Origin of the sequence: Mesorhizobium sp. M0833, from assembly GCF_040319905.1 — a bacterium.
In the GTDB taxonomy this organism is placed as follows: domain Bacteria; phylum Pseudomonadota; class Alphaproteobacteria; order Rhizobiales; family Rhizobiaceae; genus Mesorhizobium.
Map to the genome: position 1 here is coordinate 1 of NZ_JAMYOQ010000060.1, position 17,181 is coordinate 17,181.

The following is a 17,181-nucleotide window of genomic DNA, read 5'->3' on the forward strand; positions in this document are numbered from 1 at the left end:
ACATGTTGTGTCGGAGAGTTGGACCCCAACATGGTGAGTCTGAGCCAGAAGTTACGGAGCAAGCAGCCGTTCTGCATCTATTGTGCCGGATCGGCTCGCGGCGTCGACATCGACCACGTACCGCCAAGGGGGCTGTTCGATGGAAAGTGGCGACCGAAGGGCGGGGAAGTGACTACCTGCAAGCAATGTCACTGAAGGCACACGCGAGATGGACGATGTCGCGGCGTTCGCAAGCCGCTTCCTGCCCAACCCGACGACGGCTGAACAGCATGACGACGTCAAGCGGTCGATCAAATCTGTGTACCGAAACTATCCCAGCCTAATCGCCGAACTGGGCAGACCGAAGGAGGACGGCCGCTACGTTGAAGGCGGAGGAGTGCTGGCGGCGAACGGGCCGATCATGTCCTCCGTAATGACTACCTTCGCCGCTCGCATGGTTTGCCCTTCACCGCTGGGTTACTGGGGAGATTGTCGGCCCGGCTGGTGGCGTGTTTGCGCGATGGCATTCAAACTATGAACGATTTCAAGGCCGGCTGCCCCAAGCATTTCTGGACATCCTCGGGGCGGATTACACCATGTCGCAGGGCCGGAAGAATGTGGGAGATCAGTTCAGCTTCAGGTTTGTCAAAGGCATGGAGCTTGGGGTGACCGGGTATTGGGCAACGTTTCGGCAATCGTTCGCGGTCATGGCGTCCGTCTCCCAAAACATGGCTGAACTTCGAGACGCGCCCCATTACACCGGGGTTCCTCAAAGGCTATTCCGTCAAGTTCTTGGGGTCTTGGCCCGGTCAGTACGGTCAGCCGTTCCTGACGCCCTATTCCTTCACCAAGTGACCCACCGAGGCGCCCGGTCTCGTATGGTATGCTCCAGCGGTACCAGCCGAACCGGAAACCATCTTAACTGAACTGAAGAGGGTTTCCGAACATGTCTTTCATCAGGGCCTATCTCCGCGCATCAAGACGCAGGACGGGCAAGGGAAGACCTTGAACGATTCGCAAAAGAGCGCGGTCTGGCGGTGGCCGCCTGGTATGAAGAGAACGAGAGTGGGGCAACCTTGAAGCGTCCTGAGCTGGATCGGCTCATGCGCGATTGTCATCCCCAAGACGTGCTCTTGGTGGAGCAAGTTGATCGTCTTTCCCAGTTGAACGAGGCCGATTGGGAGAAGCTGAGAGCCGACCTGAAGGCGAAGCAGGTGCGCGTCGTGGCGCTGGACCTGCCGACATCCTGGCAGGCTGTCAGTGATGGAGGCGACGAGTTCTCCCGGCGCATGGCCGAGGCGATCAATAGTATGATGCTGGACATGCTCGCAGCCATTGCCCGCAAGGACTACACCGACCGAAGAAGGAGGCAGGTCCAAGGGATCGAGAAGGCCAAGGCCGACGGGCGTATGCGGGGCCCGGCAGGAGGACGCGAAGCGGAACGCCGCTGCCTCGGCGATGCTGAAGACGGGCGCAAGCTGGAATCAGATTGTCGACGTAATGGGCTGCTCTCGGGCGACCGTGGCGAAGCTGGCAAAGCGGGACAGGGCAGCGTAGCGAGGAGCGCTCCCGCGACACCTTGCCTGCTTATCGCCGTTCATGCGACCGCGTATGCGGGGTGGCTATTTTGAAGACCAGAAATTTTGCAGATGGATCAGACTACCCCTATCGTGACCGAACTCGATGACGGAGAGGAAGAGCGCGACAGTCCCTTCAATGCCTATCGGTTCGCCGCATCGGAGAACACCAAGGCTATCGTCCAGGAAGCGATCGGGCTGCTCCTGAACTGCGAGGCCCATGTCGGGCTCAGGACGAACAAGCGCCGGAACCGGGATCAGGAAACATTCGACCTGACCGTTGACGCCGTTCTGTCGGACCTCATGCACCATCACGTCGCCGAGGATCCAGGCGCTCCAACCGCGTTCTCGGCACAAAGAGCCGCTATCGACCACGCGTGTACAGCAAGATGTTCCCACACATTCTCGACCTCATGGCGAAGCCAGAGATGGATTATATCGAACAGCAGATCGCTGCGCCGGTGGAAGGCGCTGCCAGGGCGACGGTCATCCGGTCCGGTCTCCGGCTTCTTGACCGGATCGCTGAGCATGGGGTCGGAATCGATGACCTCGACGAACATCCGCACGGCGAGACCATTGTTCTGAAGCGCGTCAAGCTGGTGTCTACAAGATACTCAGCCAGAACAGGGCTGGCACCCTCGATCTGCCGCCTTTTCTCGTTGCGGAAACGTGTATGCTGCAGCTTAGCGCGCTGTTTCCGCCCGGATGGAGCTAGGCTGTCAGTTTAGTGAAGTCGTGGCGCCGCGCGCGAACATGTGCCAGCAAATTCGTTTCGTTTACGACCCCTGATTGAAAGAGATTCAGCGTGGTCGAGACCAGAATCTGACCGTCTATCGAAGTGCTGTACCATTTAGCGTCGGCGGTTATCTGGTCGACAACCCGCTGGCAAATCGCCCGATCTTTAGGTCTAAGGAACTGACTTTTCAGCACTGGTAGCATCTCGACGCCTTTAAAGGGGAGTCACTTGTCTCCCACGCGACCACGCGTGGGCCTCCTGAGAATAGATACTAAGCGCATCTAGACAAAAAATTGCCATTCGTTTGAGCGGTACCGATGCGGGGCGTTGGGTCGATGACGTGGTTGCGATCCCGGCCGCGGTACGGAGGCGGGTCACGACGACCGCATCAGGGATACACGCACTTCCTTAGGGGGCGGCCCAGCAGCTTGGGTTAGGGGCCGCTTGGCCTGACCAGCGAGCGTTCGGGAATGCTCGACTGGCTTGTTAGCACATTAGACAAGTCTAATGTAATGCGAACGAAGTACGCGGCGGTAAGAAAGTGGCTGGCACGATTCACTTACCGCGCGCTTTTGCCTTGGGTTCTGGCGAGCTTTCGGACGGGTTTGCAGCCAATTTTGCAGATCGCCGATCTGTTACCCACAGGGACTTTTTCCTCGCCACCAAATCGTCACGATCGACCCTCAGCGGTCGCTGGGCTATGCATCGCAGCTGTGGCGTAGTCGGCTCTATTGGTTCGATAGTCTTCTTTTTGGACAGTCATCGTTTGCTCCGAGTTTCATAGCCCCTCTTTTTGCGTTGATCGCGTCCATGTTGCCCTTCAGCTCCCCGATACGAGCATGCGCTGAGGGCGGGACGAAGTCTATGTGCCTTGACGGCGGAATATAATCCTATTTTGTGGATGCCGCATCCTCGCCGACACGAAGCCGTTTCGGTCCTACGTCCTTCATCTACGACCGCATAAGATTGTCAACAATCTGTAAAAGTTTTGTTGACAGATAATTGATTTGAGCCTTGACTCACAAAAGTCCGCGTATCGGTCGAGTTCTGTCGCAACAATGCGCGGCCTCCAAAGGGGAAAGAACAATGATCAACAGACGTTCAATAATCACATTCGCCGCACTCGGCGCCGTCTCTGCGCTGGCAATCATGGCCGGCGGCACAATCACAGTGCAAGCCGCCAACAAGGAACTCAAGATCGGCTTTGTCGGCGTGACGAGTGGCGCGGCCGCTGCGTGGGGCACATCCAACGTCCGCTCGATGCAGACGCGCGCCGCCTGGATCAACGAAACCGGAGGTGTGAAGATTGGTGACGAGACCTATGACATCAAAATCGTCACCTTTGACGATCAGAAGGACCCGAAGCGGGCGATCGCCGGCATGGAGAAGATGGCCCAGGAGGGCATCCACTATGTCGTCGGTCCGAATGTCGACGACGGCGCGGCGGCGGTGCGTCCTGTGGCTGAATCCAAGGGCATCATCTATTTTCCCTACGCATTCCCGAAGGAACTCTACACCCCGCCGGCGTCCAACGCCGTGCTCGGCATGATCGCCAACTACCAGTCAGCTCCGGCGATCTACAAATATCTCATGGAAAACAGGGGCGTGAAAAAAGTTGCCTTTGTCGCCGCCAACGAATCCGATCCGCTGAGCCAGCGAGATGGCGGTGTTGCCGCGGCAAAGGCGCTCGGGCTTGAGGTTGTGGCTGCCACGGACGTCTACCAAAACGATACCCGCGACTTCACGCCGGTACTGACGCCGATCGTTTTGCAAAAACCGGACCTGCTGGTGCTTTCGGGTGTCGCGCCCGGCAATGCTCCGCTGCTGATCCGCGCCGCGCGCGAGCTCGGCTACGAAGGTCTGATCTCCACCGAAACGGCGCAGGATGCCAAGGTGCTGGAAGAGGGCGCGGGCGAGTTGGCCAACGGCTTCATCTCAGTCGGCGGCGCATCGACGCCCGAAATCGCGTCCGACATGATGAAGGAGTTCGTCGACCGCTATACGAAAATGTTCGGCGAATACAATGACGAGTCCAACACCAAGGTCTACGCGCTCGAATACATCATCGAGACGCTGAAGGCGAACCCGGCCGCAATCGACAATGTCGAGGAGTTCAAGAAGACGATCGACACTTTCTCGGCGCCCAATCCCTATCTGAAGGGCGATGCCAAGCTGACCTATGTCGGAATGACGTCGTTTGGCCAGAAGCGCCAGCTTTCGGTCCCGATGGTGGTCACGGAATACCGCGACGGCAAGTTCGAGACGCTCTTCGTCGCTCAAGTCGATTGACGCAATTGCACTGAAGCGGATTGCCGCAGAGGCTCGTGCATTCGCCTTGAGCCTCTGAATGGCCGGGAACCATCCTGATGGAACAAGTCATCGCCAACGGGCTTTATCTTGGTGCGCAATACGCCTTGATCGCGCTCGGTCTGACCCTGATCTTCGCTCTGATGAACGTGCTAAACTTTGCCCATGGGCAGATGTACGTTCTCGGTGGCTTCATCACCTACACCGTCTATGGCCAGCTCGGCATGCCTTTCGTCGTCGCGCTCGTCGCGTCCGGGATCACGCTGCTGGTCATTGGAGCGCTGGTCGAGAAATTCCTTTTCAGAACGGTGATTAGGCGAAGCGTGCGGGAGGAAAGTACGATGCTTCTCGCGGCGGCGGTCGCATTCTTCCTCGACGCCGTGATCCTCCTCCTGTTCGGCGAAAAGCAGCGCGGCGTGCCGAAGATCGTCAACGGCGTCTTCGTCTCCGACAGCCTCATAATGCCTTACGACCGGCTGCTGGTCGGCGCACTCGCCATACTGTTCATCGCCTTCTTCGTGCTTTTCATGCAGTACAGCAAGCCGGGACGCGCCATGCGGGCGCTGGCGCAGGACCGGGTCGCGGCACAGCTTATGGGCGTCGAGGTCGACCGCTATTCGATGATCGGCTTTGCGCTCGGCGCGATGCTTGCCGGCATAGTCGGCGGGCTGCTGGTCGCCATCACCGGCGTCAATTCGGGCATCGGCGGGCCGATCTCGATCAAGGCGTTCTTGATGGTGATGATCGGCGGCGCCGGCGTGGTCAGCGGAGCGATCGCCGGCGGCTTCATCCTCGGCATGATGGAATCGGTCGGCCTGACGGTGCTACGCCAATATGGCGACGTCACTTATCTCGTCATCTTCGCCGCGCTGATGGTGTTCCTGAGCATCCGCCCGAACGGGCTCATGGGCAAGCCGTGGGGGTGATCGACATGAAGCGTACACGCAACATCCTCGGCGTCGCTGTCTTCCTGCTGGTCGTACTCATCGGCGTGCCCTGGCTGATCGAGGCGACGGGTCGGCTCGACCTCTACTACACGCTGACTTCGGTCGCGCTGCTCAGCATCGCCAGCGCCGGGGTGTGGGTGACTTTCTACATCGGCCGCATCAATATCGGCCAGGGTGCCTTCGCGCTTATGGGCGGCTATGTTTCGGCCATCCTTGTCGTCCAGTATGGTGTGTCGTTCTGGCTGACACTGCCGCTGGCTGGGCTATTCTGCGCCGCTGCAAGCGTGCTGATCGGGCTGCCCATCCTCAGGCTTCGCGGCGTCTATTTCGCCATGGTCACGCTGGTTTTGACCGAAGTGGCGCGGCTGCTCGCACTGGCACTGCCGATCACCAACGGAGCCAAGGGCATGGTCAGCATTCCGCTCCCCGGCGGCATCTCGATATTCGGGCTGACCATCCTTCCGGATTTCGCGACGCTCGCCAATCCGCGTCCCGCCTTCTATCTGGTGTCGGTTGTGCTGATGGTGCTGTGCTTTGCAGCGCTCTACCGCCTAGTCCATTCGCGCATCGGCAAACTCTGCCAGTCGTTGCAGCAGAACGAGGAACTGGCCTCCTCGATCGGCGTCAATATCGCCTATCTGCGCGTCATCGCCTACGCCATCTCCTCGTTCCTCGGCGGTCTCGGCGGCGCGATGTTCGTCGCCATCTCGCAGTCGATCTATCCGTCCAGCTTCACCGTCACCGACTCGGTGAACTTCATGCTGAACTGCTTCCTCGGCGGGCTCAGCTACGTCTTCGGGCCGATGATCGGCACCTTCGTGCTCTATTTCGGCTGGGATTTCCTGTTCGAGACCGGCGAGTTCCAGTTGCTGATCTTCTCGTCGGTGCTGATCGCGCTGATGCTGTTCCTTCCCAACGGCCTGCTCAGCCTCCGGCTGTTCGGCAAGAAGCAGGGCTAGGACCATGACTGACCTTCTCCAGATCAAGGCAGTGACCAAACGCTTCGGCGGGCTGGTCGCGGTCAACAATGTTTCCTTCGCGGTCCGCGAACGCGAGATCCTTTCCGTCATCGGCCCCAACGGCGCCGGCAAATCGACGCTGTTCAAGCTGATTTCCTCTTTTCTCAATCCGACCTCGGGCGAAGTGCTGTTCCGGGGAGAGCGGATTTCAGGCCTGGCGCCGCATATCGTCGCCCGGAAGGGCGTCGTGCGCACGTTCCAGGAGACAACGATCTTCAAGGGCATGACGGTGCGCGACAATGTCATAATCGCGCATCACCTGCGTTCCAATGCCAGCCTTGCCGGCTTCTATCTCGGCACGAATACCGCACGGCGCGACGAAGATGAATTCGGCCGCTCGGCCGACGAGATCATCGACTTCCTCGGTCTCGGCGCGCAACGGCATGAGATCGCCAGCACGCTGCCGCACGGCCATCTGCGCGCGCTCGGGATTGCCATCGGGCTCGCCACGAACCCGACCGTCCTTCTGCTCGACGAGCCCTTCGCTGGCATGAACCATGACGAAACCGTGCGCGCGGTGGAGATGGTGCGCGGCGTGCGGAAGCGCGGCGTGACTGTCCTGCTGGTCGAGCACGATATGCCCGCCGTCATGAACATTTCCGACCGAATCGTCGTCCTGAACTTCGGTGTGAAAATCGCCGAGGGAACGCCGAAGGAAATCCAGGAGAACGAAAAGGTCATCGAGGCCTACCTCGGCGCCGAAGATGAGACGATCGGATTTTAGCCATGAGCGAACTGCTGAAAGTCTCCGACGTCGAACTCTACTACGACCATGTCTATGCACTGAAGGGTGTGTCGCTCAACGTCAACGAGGGCGAGACCGTCGCGCTAATCGGCGCGAACGGCGCGGGCAAATCTTCGATCCTGCGCGCCATCACCGGCCTGAAGAAGGTCCGCAGCGGCGAGATTCATTTCCAGGGCCACCGCATCGACGGAACGCGCCCTGACGAGCTGGTCAGGATGGGCATCGCCATGGTGCCGGAGGGTCGGCGCGTCTTTTCCTACATGACGGTGCGCGACAATCTGATGATGGGCGCCTTCACCCGCATCGACAAGGCCGAAATCGCAAGGACGCTGGACATGGTGCTCGGGCGCTTCCCGCGCCTGAAGGAACGCTATTCCCAGACGGCGGGTACGATGAGCGGCGGCGAACAGCAGATGCTGGTGATCGGGCGGGCGCTGATGGCCAAACCGAAGCTTCTGCTGCTCGATGAACCCTCGCTCGGCGTCGCGCCGAAGCTCGTTCAGGACATCGCCCGCTCCATCGTGGCGATCAATCGCGACGAAAAGGTCAGTGTTCTCTTGGTCGAGCAGAATTCGCGCATGGCGCTGCGCATCTCGCAGCGCGCCTACGCACTGACGACCGGAAAGATCGCGCTGGCCGGACATTCGGCTGAGCTGCTTGGCGACGACCGGGTCAAGAAACTCTATCTCGGCGGCGAAATATGAAAGCGCAAATGGACGTACTCGTCGTCAATCCCAACACCACCGCGTCCATGACCGAAAAGATCGGCGAGGCGGCGCGCCTTGCGGCTTCGGCCGGCACCAGGATCATCGCCGTCAATCCGAAGGACGGGCCGCCGAGCGTCGAAGGCTATTTCGACGAGGTCTTCGCCATCCCGGGAATGATCGGCGAGATCCAGAGACATCCGGCGGCGAGCGCCTGCGTCATCGCCTGCTTCGACGACACCGGCCTCGACGCAGTACGCTGCGTCGGCGAGATGCCGGTGGTCGGCATCGGCGAAGCGGCGTTTCACATGGCGAGCCTGATTGCCGGCAAGTTCAGCGTGGTGACGACGCTGTCGCGTTCGGTGCCGGCGATCGAGCACAATCTGGTGCGCTACGGCCTCGCCAGCCGCTGCGCCAGGGTGCGGGCAAGCGACGTTCCCGTTCTGGAGCTCGAAGTGCCCGGCTCCAACGCCCGCCATCGAATTTCGGAGGAGATCGAGCGCGCCATCCGCGACGACCGGGCCGAAGCGATTGTGCTGGGATGCGCCGGCATGGCCGACCTCGCCGCCGCGCTCAGCCGCGAACATAGCCTTCCCGTGCTCGACGGCGTCGCCTGCGCAGTAAAACTCTGCGAGAGCCTCGTCGGCCTTGGCCTGTCGACCTCAAAGCGCGGCGGCTACCAGGTTCCACTCGAAAAATCCTTCGCCGGAATCTTTGCGCCCTTTTCGCCCTCCGGCCGTGTATCCTGATGCGTGCAAAATTGTTGACATTCCCACACAGGATGTTCGATGTGCGGCCGGAAACGCGGTGTTCGTGCCGCTATGCGATCCGGCCGCCGGGACAATGAGACGATGGACCTGCTTGGGCCAAAGCCACGGGATGGCGACAAGCCGACGATGCGCTGGTTTCCGGTCTATGCCGGCCTGCGCGACGCCATCGTCAGCCACCGCCTCGCACCGGGCACAAAACTACCCGAGGACGAACTCGCCTCGATCTATTCGGTGAGCCGCGCGGTGATACGCGCGGCGCTGCAGGCGCTGTCGCATGACCGCTTGGCTCGGCTCGAGCCGAACCGCGGCGCGTTCGTCGCCCAGCCGACCAAGCAGGAAGCGCGCGAGGTCTTCGAGGCGCGGGCGCTGATCGAGCCCAAGGTCGCGGCGCTTGCCGCCGAAGTGGCAAAGCCGGCCGAGATCGCGCAACTGCGGCTTCATCTCGAAAAAGAGCACGAGGCCCTGCATGCCGGCCGCGACAGCGACGCCATCATGCTGTCGGCAAAATTCCATGTCGGCATAGCCGAAATCGCCGGCCATTCTATCCTGACCGGTTTCGTCAAAGACCTGCTGTCGCGGTCGTCGCTGATCATCGCGCTCTACTGGCGCCGCCGCGACACCACCTGCGAAAGCCACGCCCATCACGCCCTCGTCGATGCCATCGAAAAGCACGACGCACAAAACGCGTCCGACCTGATGCGAAGCCATCTCGTCGAACTTCTGTCCGGCCTTGATCTGTCGCTTGGCGAGAAGAAGCCCGAGAGCCTGTCGGACATCTTGCGCTGATCTGCGCTGTCAAACTCTTCGCCAAGCTTCGCATTGCAGATGTCGTCGCGATGCTGGACGAATATCGGATCACCCGCAACCGACACCGGCCAACGAAGCTCGCGCGTAAGTGGCCGCTCTCAAAGCTAGTAAAGCCGAAGTGCCATACTTGATCGCCCCCGATCGGGCGCTCACGGCGAAGCCAGGATGCACGTCACCCCGCAATCCTGACTTGGCGCCTACCCCTGAAACATCCCAATGCGACATTTCTACTTGCCAGCAACGCGACATTTCGAACTTGGTTGCAACATGATCCCAGGTTGATTGGCGATCCTGCCCCCGGTCCACCCGGTTCCGAAACGGCACTATGCGCCATCTTGGGACGTTCAATGCGGCGGGGAACTTCGCGATCCGACCCTTCTCGGACCTTCCCTGAATGCAAGATCACGGGCAGGTTCTGACCCTCATTCCCGACCTTGACAGCCAAGTGCAATATGCGCCAGTTGCGTCTTCGGTCGTTGCAAGCCGTTGACACGATATGATTCAGCATTGTTGGGCGGTAGCCCGAGGATTGAATCCGATATTCGCCTCGCTGGAATGTCTAATGCGACTCCGTGATGATCCTTCCGGCCCTGTCGAGCGACGCTGCCAAAGCCGGTGACGCCAATGCAGGTGATGAGGTCAGGCTAGATCAGTGCAGCAGATCCGCCCGGCGACTTTTCTTTTTGCGGCCCGAGCCCTGCGGGACATGGGCGACGGCTTCGTGGCCGTTCTGTTGCCGGTCTATCTCCTCGCATTAGGCTTCGCGACTCTGCAGGTCGGCATCATTGCAACCGCATCGCTGCTCGGTTCAGCGCTCTTGACCATCGCCGTCGGACTCCTTGGTGCCCGACACGATCACCGCCAACTCCTGCTTGCCGCCGCCAGTCTGATGGTCGCCACGGGTGTGGCCTTTGCTGTCGTCCACGACTACGCGCTGCTTTTGGTGATCGCCTTCGCAGGCACCATCAACCCGTCGGCCGGCAGCGTCAGCGTATTCGTGCCCTTAGAGCATGCCGTGCTAACACGCGAAGTCACCGACGCCGCGCGGACCAAGATGTTCGCGCGCTACAGCCTTGTGGGTGCGCTCGCAGCCGCGGTTGGCGCGCTCGCTTCGGCGACACCTGATCTTCTGGCTCCAGCCGGCCTCGATCAACTCACCGGCATCAAGGCGATGTTCGTGCTCTATGCGTTGCTGGGCCTGCTCGGCGGTCTCCTTTACGCGCAGATCCCGCAGCGCCGTCCAACGTCGGACTCCGGCAGCACGTCCGCGCTTGGCCCCTCGCGGAATTTCGTTTTCAAGCTAGCGGCCCTTTTTAGCCTTGATGCCTTTGCCGGCGGCTTCCTCGTCCAGTCGCTGCTTGCCCTGTGGCTTTTCGAAAAATTCGACCTGTCGCTTTCGGAAGCGGGCTTTTTCTTCTTCTGGTCCGGCGTCCTTTCGGCGTTCTCATTCCCCGTTGCCGCCTGGCTGTCGCGGCACATCGGACTCATCAACACGATGGTGTTCACACACATTCCGTCCAGCATCGCCCTGATGCTGGCGGCGCTTGCGCCGACGCTCCCTCTCGCGCTCGCCCTGCTGCTGATCCGTGCCGCGCTTTCGCAGATGGACGTCCCGACGCGCTCATCTTACGTCATGGCAGTCGTCACGGAGGCGGAGCGGGCAGCCGCCGCGAGCTTCACATCGGTACCGCGCAGTTTGGCTGCCGCAGCCAGTCCCGCCCTGGCGGGCGCTCTGTTCGCTGCCTCGTTCCGGGCATGGCCCCTCCTGATCTGCGGCACACTCAAAATCATTTATGATCTGCTGCTGCTGATGCAGTTCCAGAACGTCAAGCCGCCAGAGGAACGCTGATATTTGGGTTGCTTGACCGGGAGGGGTCAATGGCGAAGGCAAATGTTGGAAAGGTCGTCGATCATTTCGGCTCTGACTCCGGACTTGTTGAATGCCTAATGTGACCCGACATCCTCGACGCGATGCCTGCAGACCATCACCCGCAGCGCAGCAGACAACGAAAGTCTCCGCTGGGTTCGACCGATCAGGCCGGCCGTGCTTTGTAAAAGCGGCACCAACCATCGGGGCTGATTTCACCCGCGACAATCTCGCTTGCATTTCGGCTCCACGGGTGCATCCGCCGCAGCGGCGACCCTTGTTTGGAACATCCTGACAAAGCGTCATAGGCTTTGGGGTGGCGCCGCGCGCCGCAGGCTGACCTGTCATGCAGGAAGCAAGCCCACCTGCACCTGCAATCGCCCGCGCCGGTCATCGACACCTTAAGAAGTTTCCGGCGAGACAGCGCTTGGCCTGTTGTGCCGACCCGCAATTACCTCACCACGATCTTCTTTAATGATCTTTCCTCCCAATCGAACCCAAAGAAGCGCCGAGTGCTGATCAGATCGATTGAGGTACTCGATCAGATCACTCTTTTCCTGATCGGTCAGAGCAAGGCCGAGATAGCCGTCATAGTGCTCCTTCTGCGCAAGACGTCGATCGGTTCCACTCCTCCTGCCAGGGGCCGATCAAGTTTAAGGACCGACGTCTCCACCCGGCTCCAGGTCTATTTCTATAAAACCGTGCGTCACCGTCCTGCTTCCTTGATCCCTTGCCTTCCCTTACAATCCCTTCCGGATACAGAGGAGTTCCGCCATGAGCGAAGACGCCGTCAACATGTCGATCCGCAAGTTCCTGAAGGAAGTCGGCGTCACCTCTCAGCGCAAGATCGAGGAGACGGTGCGCGAAGGGCAAATCGGCGGCAAGAAGCTGAAGGTCCGCATGACGCTGACGGCGGAAGGCACCGGCCTCAACCACGTGGTGGACGGCGAGATCGAACTTCCATAAGCGGGGCGAAGCGACCTAGCGAAACGGCCGAGGCGGCCGAAAGCGGTCGAGACGGATCAGCGGTTGGAATGGCGTCTGGCCGGGTGGATGTAGTACCGTTCACCCCACGCTCTTGCGACTCTGACGGAACGCGAAAGACCGACCCTTTCCAGTCGTTGGTTCAACGAATCTATGGAGGCGCCCGACGAGGATATGCGGTTGTCGAGGAACCGGGCCGACGTATCGTCGCGGAGGAACTTGATCGGAACGGCGATGTGCTACCCTGGGTTGACGCGGCGGCGTTCGCCCGCCGCGCCGTTACGTGAAGCGGCCGGCGACCGTCTCCAACGCCGGTTGCCCGTTTGAAACTCGAGCGCCGCCGCAGCATCGATTTGATCTGTCGCCGGCGCGCAGCCTCTCCAGCGCCTCCCATTCGCCATGAACCATTTCCAAGGCTGGCAGGCTAATTTCGATGGGGCGCACCTCGTCCACTCTGGCGCCCGATCCCATATCGCTTTGCCCACAACGAATGGTCCTGTCATCGCGGCCAGCGTAGTCGGCCGCTGATTTGATATCCCGCAGTTCATCGGGCCGCATCAGGACGGATCGAGGAGGCGCCCTGTTTCTGGCGCTGTTTTGACAGGGAGCGCCTTGGTCATTCGGCCCATCTCGCTTTTTGTCACGGCTGCAAAGACGGCCGGGCCATTTTGGCAGCGCTCATCACTGATAGAGGAACGGCGGCACCCCGTTTCGCCCGATATCAGGGAACGATACCGCCCCCCATGCATTAGAAACTGATGGACACTATGGAACCCCACGGCCACGGGATAGCGGCCGATATTTTGACATCGGAAGTTGCCATTGCCAGGCAGCGCATCCATCGGACCGAGGTCGCGCTTCAACGCACTGAAGAAATGCTGGCCGAGAATCTCGCGCGGCGCAGCAGGATTCGAACTGCGGTCGAGGCCGCAGACCGCTTGGTGAAGATCGATCCTCCCAGCTTTGAAGGGCGTCGCCCAGGTTGAATTGGGCCGGCGCTTCATTCGTCGCGCCCCACCGGCCACCGGCGCCACCACTCAAACACGGCGGCAACCATGTCCACAGACGGCGAGCGCGGTTCATCGTGGGCGGACCGATGCTCGGCCAGGAACCGATCGTCGTCCGGCCGATGGCTTCAGCGACGTGGGCCAGCGGTTGGTCGATCCAGGCCGCGGCGGAGCGATCGGTCGACGTCATGCCGACGGCTCGGCGTCGGGAATGCTCGGGGCGGCGGTGGGTAGTGGTACACTCGCCGGAAAGGTCGGCAATTGGCGCGTTGTGCCGGTTCGGAACCGGGTGGACTTGGGGAGAACCGTCAATCAACCTTCGGTCTGTTACACTTCTCCGAAGCTGACGTTCGCGGTGCGGCCCGGAATGCCACCGAACCTGCCGACATCATAGCCACGCCTCGAGTAGAGGCTTCGTCTCGAGCACCTCGGCACGGTTCTGTTCGCGCGATAGAAGCTGCGGTTGGCGATTGAGCAGCATGGAATCGCCGAATTCATGCGCGCGGTATCGATACGCGGTGAAGGCTGCGGAGGCCTTAGCGAGCAGAGCATCGTCGGCAAAGGCGCGCAGGAGCTCGAAATGGCTTTCGCCGGGCTGGTGGACGCCTGTGAGAATCGCATCGACCACGCGAAGCCGCGTGCCCCGCGCGATGCACCCTGTCGCAATGCCATTTCCGGCACGCACATTGCCGCCGGGATTGGCGGCTGCCTCAAGTGCGCGCACTACGCTCGTGCCGATCGCAATGATGCGGCTGCCGCGCAGCTTCGCCCGCGCGACCTGCGCCGCGGTGCGCCCAGGGATGCGGTATGGCTCGTCGAAGGGAAGGCGCGAGTCGAGCGCGGGATCGCCGGTGGAAGACACGCCCGCAGCATGCGTGAGTGTTGCAAAGCCAACGTCGTGCCGACGCCAGGCTTGGAGCGTGCGCCAGTCGAGCGCGAAGCCTGCCGACGGCGCCTCGAACGCGACCGGCCCGGCGGCAATCTTCGTCCAAACATCCCACAGTGCCAACGGCTCGGGAACATGCGCGTATTGGACCGGCCGGCCGTGCTGCGCCAGTCCTGCAAGCACTGCTGCGCGGTTGCCTGGGAAGTGCAACTCGAGAAGGCGTGGATGGTCGAGAAGGCGCTCGACGACGGCGTCAAGCGAGCCGAGCCGGAGGCGATCGCCTGGTGACAGCGGAGGTGGAGGCAGCCGGTCTTCCGTGCGCGTGCGGTGATCGCCCGAGCCGAAGGCAATCGCCACGAAACGGGTTGGATCGGGAAGTGACAGCCAACCCGCCAGGCGGATCTCGATCGCCTCACCGCTTGGGACATGCGTGCCGTGCAAGCTGGCAGGCAAGGTCGCGGCGTCATTGGCGACGACCTGATCGCTGGGACCGAACAGCGTCGCGATTCCAGCGCGCGGCAGGTCGCGCATGGTGCCGTCCGCCTCGACGACCAACAGCCTGGCTTTGCGCCGATCGGGACGGTCGGCGGCAATCATGCGCATGCCCCGGCGTGAAGCGTAGCGCGGACCTGTAACGCGTCGATCATCTTTTCGATGATCTCGGCAGCAGCCAGCTCGGGGCGTTTCAATGTAGACGGATCGGCGTCAGGAAGCGCTAGCGCGTGCAGCGGGGTGTCCATGTCACCAGGGTCGGGTGCGAGGAGCCGTATGCCGTCAGCTTTCGCCTCCTCCTCCCAAATCGCCGTCAGATGGGCAAGAGCGGCCTTGCTCGCCCCATACGCGCCCCAGCCGGGATAGGCGTTCACCGCCGCGTCGCTGGAGATGTTGATCACCATCGCGCCACGGCCCTCGCGTGCGGACGCGGCAAGCGCACCGAACAGGGCCTTCGTCAGCCGGAACGCGCCGACCAGGTTGACCGCGAGCGCCACTTCCAGCTCCTCGCACTCAGTATCTGCGAGGAGCGCCAGCGGGACAGGGCCGAGGCTCGAGGCATTGTTGATCAGGACGTCGAGCCCGCCGAGGCTGGCAGTGACCTGTAGCGCGATCGAGTAGGTGTCCTCCTTCTTACCGACGTCGCCGACAATGCCGTGCGCGCCCGTCTCGTCAGCGATGCGTTCGACATTCGCGGCGGTGCGAGCGACGAAGGCCACGCACGCACCCTGCGCGGTCAGCTGCCGCACAAGCGCCATTCCGAGCCCGGAGGTGCCGCCCGTGACCGCCACGCGAAGTCCTTGAAGATCAATATTCGACTGCATTACCGGTGCTCCTTCAAGCTTTATGGCCCTTGCTACAAGTTCAAGTTAACTTGAAGTCAAGCGGGAATCGTGCTTTCGTTCATGCATGGATTCCATGCTGACCATTACCGACGTGTCGCGGCGCAGCGGCGTCGCCTCATCGGCCCTGCGCTTCTACGAGGAGCGCGGCCTAATCGCGTCCGAGCGGGCCGGCTCGGGACACAGACGATATCCGCGATCCGTGCTGCGCCGGATCGCCTTCATCGTCTTCGCGCAGCGAATTGGGCTGACGCTTGAGGAGATCGGCGCCGAGCTGGCCAAGTTGCCAGCCGATCGCGTGCCGTCGCGTCGGGATTGGTCGCGGTTATCGGGCCAGTGGACCAAGCGCATCGACCAGCGCATCGCCGAGTTGCAGCGCCTGAGGTCGGGGCTTACCGAGTGCATCGGTTGCGGCTGTCTGTCGATGGCCCGATGTAGCCTTGCGAACCCTGCCGATATGGCAGGACGCAAGGGGCCGGGGCCGAGGTATTGGCTGGGGTGAGTTGGCAGGCAAGTGCGAGACGCTGCTGCCCTGTAACGTTCAGCGGGATATTGCTCGTCGCTGACTTTCTCCATCCACTCGACGGCCTTGCCATCAAGTGCTTGCGTCGTCCTGCCAGACGGTCGTTCCTTCTAAAAACGCGGCTGCATTTCAGCGGGCCAAGCGAAATAAGGAAATACGTCGAACTGCTCCGGGTGCGGCAGTCATCAACCTCTTCAGTCCCGCCCGAAACGTTTGAGTATTGGAGCCGTTGCGCGTTGGCACAGGCTGATCGGATTGATCGGCGGTTGGGGAACCTTTCCAATCGTTGGTTGATCGCCCGAACGGTACTGCATTCGGTACCGCATGACCCAAGGCTTTACGTTAAGTTTCCGAATTTCTCACCTTTTTCGGCGCAGTTCGTCCCATCCATCATCGTCCCGACTCGCAATTTCGAGTTCGTGGTTGCTCGATCTCGATTTGCTGTCAGGCCGCTTGCCGACGATAGCAAAAGAACGCCTCTTCGATAGTGGGTCTTGCGATGTAGCGGTCTCCCGCTACCAAGAATTTCTCAAGTAAACTTGACAATCGGCTAGCCCTTAAAGCTGGCCGATTGTGTTTCGCGCCATGTTGCAAGCAGCCACCGGTGATTTGCAAGGATTTCCTGCGACACTCGGCAAATCCACGCGACACGCGCGCGACATGGATTGACCTCTTCAGGAACCGGCTTCGAACCTGGCCCTGGCAGCTTGGTTCCTTTCGTTATGCTTGCCACCGAGGCCGCGCGAGCGAACTTGCTGACACGTGGCTACTGGTGCCCAACTGCCGAAATCAGTCTTGGGGAAAGACCACTACCAGGAGCGATTTGGTACGCATTTCTAGACCAGAACCGTGGAAAGCAAGTCTGCATTTAGACATGTCGGTACGAATCTGTACCTAGGTCGTGAACTCATTAAATGCGGAATGACCGAGATTGTTGGTATGTGGTCATTCCGATGCCGCGCGAAGATCGGCGACAGCCTGTTTTGTTT

Annotated in this window: 17 protein-coding genes and 2 pseudogenes; 13 read left to right on the plus strand and 6 right to left on the minus strand. The window is 60.9% G+C overall.

The features are described from left to right. The first annotated feature begins 208 nt into the window (after positions 1-208). Both NKH98_RS32110 and NKH98_RS32115 read left to right on the plus strand, forming a co-directional pair. Complete coding sequence (locus tag NKH98_RS32110; RefSeq protein WP_352904218.1) at positions 209-517, plus strand: hypothetical protein; 309 nt, start codon at positions 209-211, stop codon at positions 515-517. Positions 518-925: 408 nt separating this feature from the next. Then, a pseudogene (locus tag NKH98_RS32115) lies at positions 926-1,536 on the plus strand (recombinase family protein). Between the two features lie 65 nt (positions 1,537-1,601). On the opposite strand, the gene NKH98_RS32120 reads toward NKH98_RS32115, so the two are convergent. Together NKH98_RS32120 and NKH98_RS32125 are read right to left on the minus strand one after the other, a co-directional pair. Continuing rightward, a complete protein-coding gene (locus NKH98_RS32120) occupies positions 1,602-1,868 on the minus strand; it encodes a hypothetical protein (RefSeq protein WP_352904219.1) in 267 nt (88 codons plus the stop codon). Next, positions 1,868-2,122: a hypothetical protein gene (locus NKH98_RS32125; protein WP_352904220.1), complete on the minus strand. Its 255-nt coding sequence runs from the start codon at positions 2,120-2,122 to the stop codon at positions 1,868-1,870. The genes NKH98_RS32120 and NKH98_RS32125 overlap by 1 nt, the downstream gene beginning before the upstream one ends. 1,256 nt (positions 2,123-3,378) lie before the next feature. On the opposite strand from NKH98_RS32125, the gene NKH98_RS32130 reads away from it, so the two are divergent. The 10 genes and pseudogenes from NKH98_RS32130 to NKH98_RS32175 all read left to right on the plus strand — a co-directional run. Beyond that, positions 3,379-4,581 (plus strand): ABC transporter substrate-binding protein, encoded by a 1,203-nt coding sequence (locus NKH98_RS32130; RefSeq protein WP_352478408.1) that lies wholly within the window; start codon positions 3,379-3,381, stop codon positions 4,579-4,581. A gap of 77 nt (positions 4,582-4,658) precedes the next feature. After that, a complete protein-coding gene (locus tag NKH98_RS32135; RefSeq protein WP_352904221.1) occupies positions 4,659-5,525 on the plus strand; it encodes a branched-chain amino acid ABC transporter permease in 867 nt (288 codons plus the stop codon). A 5-nt stretch (positions 5,526-5,530) separates the two neighbouring features. Beyond that, on the plus strand, positions 5,531-6,505 hold the full coding sequence (locus NKH98_RS32140) for a branched-chain amino acid ABC transporter permease (RefSeq protein WP_352506249.1): 975 nt from the start codon (positions 5,531-5,533) through the stop codon (positions 6,503-6,505). 4 nt (positions 6,506-6,509) lie between these two features. Then, complete coding sequence (locus tag NKH98_RS32145) at positions 6,510-7,289, plus strand: ABC transporter ATP-binding protein (protein ID WP_352478402.1); 780 nt, start codon at positions 6,510-6,512, stop codon at positions 7,287-7,289. Positions 7,290-7,291: 2 nt separating this feature from the next. Next, positions 7,292-8,014 carry an ABC transporter ATP-binding protein gene (locus tag NKH98_RS32150; protein WP_352478401.1) on the plus strand — a complete coding sequence of 241 codons (723 nt, stop codon included), beginning with the start codon at positions 7,292-7,294 and terminating at the stop codon, positions 8,012-8,014. An 8-nt stretch (positions 8,015-8,022) separates the two neighbouring features. Then, complete coding sequence (locus NKH98_RS32155) at positions 8,023-8,763, plus strand: aspartate/glutamate racemase family protein (RefSeq protein ID WP_352904222.1); 741 nt, start codon at positions 8,023-8,025, stop codon at positions 8,761-8,763. A 102-nt stretch (positions 8,764-8,865) separates the two neighbouring features. Then, positions 8,866-9,570 carry a GntR family transcriptional regulator gene (locus tag NKH98_RS32160; RefSeq protein ID WP_352478397.1) on the plus strand — a complete coding sequence of 235 codons (705 nt, stop codon included), beginning with the start codon at positions 8,866-8,868 and terminating at the stop codon, positions 9,568-9,570. Between the two features lie 727 nt (positions 9,571-10,297). Then, positions 10,298-11,440, plus strand: coding sequence for an MFS transporter (locus NKH98_RS32165; RefSeq protein WP_352904225.1), 1,143 nt, complete (start codon positions 10,298-10,300; stop codon positions 11,438-11,440). Positions 11,441-12,232: 792 nt separating this feature from the next. Beyond that, positions 12,233-12,424 (plus strand): DUF6494 family protein, encoded by a 192-nt coding sequence (locus NKH98_RS32170; protein ID WP_023679340.1) that lies wholly within the window; start codon positions 12,233-12,235, stop codon positions 12,422-12,424. Between the two features lie 155 nt (positions 12,425-12,579). Further along, a pseudogene (locus NKH98_RS32175) lies at positions 12,580-12,723 on the plus strand (AAA family ATPase); the annotation flags it as partial. On the opposite strand, the gene NKH98_RS32180 reads toward NKH98_RS32175, so the two are convergent. From NKH98_RS32180 to NKH98_RS32195, 4 genes are all read right to left on the minus strand, one after another. Next, entirely contained in the window at positions 12,722-13,000 is a 279-nt protein-coding gene (locus NKH98_RS32180; protein WP_352702913.1) for a hypothetical protein, read from the minus strand. The pseudogene NKH98_RS32175 and the gene NKH98_RS32180 overlap by 2 nt on opposite strands. After that, entirely contained in the window at positions 13,000-13,446 is a 447-nt protein-coding gene (locus NKH98_RS32185) for a hypothetical protein (RefSeq protein ID WP_352904223.1), read from the minus strand. The genes NKH98_RS32180 and NKH98_RS32185 overlap by 1 nt, the downstream gene beginning before the upstream one ends. A 391-nt stretch (positions 13,447-13,837) precedes the next feature. After that, entirely contained in the window at positions 13,838-14,932 is a 1,095-nt protein-coding gene (locus NKH98_RS32190; RefSeq protein WP_352896960.1) for an S-adenosylmethionine:tRNA ribosyltransferase-isomerase, read from the minus strand. Next, positions 14,929-15,651 (minus strand): SDR family NAD(P)-dependent oxidoreductase, encoded by a 723-nt coding sequence (locus tag NKH98_RS32195; protein WP_352478390.1) that lies wholly within the window; start codon positions 15,649-15,651, stop codon positions 14,929-14,931. Before NKH98_RS32195 ends, NKH98_RS32190 begins: the two co-directional genes overlap by 4 nt. A gap of 94 nt (positions 15,652-15,745) precedes the next feature. Between NKH98_RS32195 and soxR the strand changes: the two genes are divergently transcribed. Then, entirely contained in the window at positions 15,746-16,171 is a 426-nt protein-coding gene (gene soxR, locus NKH98_RS32200) for a redox-sensitive transcriptional activator SoxR (RefSeq protein ID WP_502894355.1), read from the plus strand. Positions 16,172-17,181: the final 1,010 nt, after the last annotated feature.